This is a genomic window from Paenibacillus sp. GCM10012306, assembly GCF_042649265.1.
In the GTDB taxonomy this organism is placed as follows: domain Bacteria; phylum Bacillota; class Bacilli; order Paenibacillales; family Paenibacillaceae; genus Paenibacillus_AQ.
The window spans coordinates 1-1,188 of the sequence record NZ_JBHRYW010000034.1 but is presented as its reverse complement, the minus strand read 5'-3'; the positions used below and the strand labels follow the sequence as shown (position 1 = coordinate 1,188).

Below are 1,188 nucleotides of genomic sequence, written 5' to 3'. Positions count from 1 at the left end.
GTTCTTGGTTGCTGAAGGGAACTGTATGACTTGGTATTAAAAGAAGGTATGTGGCATGAAATCGCATTTTCTGAAGGAAAACGACGTCGTTCTTTCTTCCAGGTGGCAGTTTGAGGATGGGAGAAGCAAAGGAATGGGTACCGAATGGGATCAGGAGGTTGTAGGGAAAGTGGACCCCCAGAAAAGAGTGTTGTGCCTAGCACAAGGTTTCTTGAGAGGTTGAACTGCCTTTGCTAATGGATTTTAAGTTTCTTTACCTCTTCCGTGATCTCTTCTAGGTTGACCTAGAAGAGAAATCTTTTGTTAGCTTTGGCTAAGTGGAGAAGTATTGCTTCACGGTGACTTGTGTGATCCTACCTGACTGTTCTAAACCCTTTTGATATCTATGCACTGCTGCTGCTGCTGCTGCTGCTGCTGCTGCTGCGAAGTCGTTTCAGTCGTGTCCGAGTCTGTGTGACCCCATGGACGGCAGCCCACCAGGCCCCGCAGTCCCTGGGATTCTCCAGGCAAGAACACTGGAGTGGGTTGCCATTTCCTTCTCCAATGCATGAAAGTGAAAAGTGAAAGTGAAGTCGCTCAGTCGTGTCCGACTCTTAGCGACCCCATGGACTGCAGCCTACCAGGCTCCTCCGTCCATGGGATTTTCCAGGCAAGAGTACTGGAGTGGGGTGCCATTGCCTTCTCCCATATCTATTCACAAGCCTGCCTAAATCATTGACTTCTAGCCACCTTTGGGATGCCAATGACCACCCAGCCTTACCAGGCCACAGAGGAGAGAAAACACTTAACCACAGGAGGTCCGGGTAAGGAACAAGGAACTAACAAGCTCCCAGCAACCAGGATTCTGCAGAGGTCAACAAGAGGTCAGCAAGAGATGGGAGACTGCAGTCCAGAGGTCCTAGCAACTTCCAGCGAGCAGCAAAGACCCAGCATAGTCAAAACGAATTCAATGTTACCCAAAACAAATAAATAAACGGACAGAAGTTCTTGGAACACATGACTGAGGTTAGGGGTGAGGCAGTACATGTATGTGCCAGGATACTCTTAAAGTATACTCTTAACGTAGATGAGGAGAACAAGGTAGGAGGAAAACTTACTGTTTGGTTCAGGTCGCTTCGGAGCCTTTTGGGGGAACCGACCTGAAGCCAGAGTCTAGCCGAAATACACAGGCTTTGAACATCGCTGAAG

The 1,188-nt window shown here is 48.7% G+C and carries 1 protein-coding gene; it reads right to left on the bottom strand.

The genetic code is table 11. The annotated features are described in order from the left end of the window. Positions 1 to 366: 366 nt before the first annotated feature. Positions 367 to 510 (bottom strand): hypothetical protein, encoded by a 144-nt coding sequence (locus ACFORK_RS29035; RefSeq protein WP_379205550.1) that lies wholly within the window; start codon positions 508 to 510, stop codon positions 367 to 369. Between the last annotated feature and the right edge of the window lie 678 nt (positions 511 to 1,188).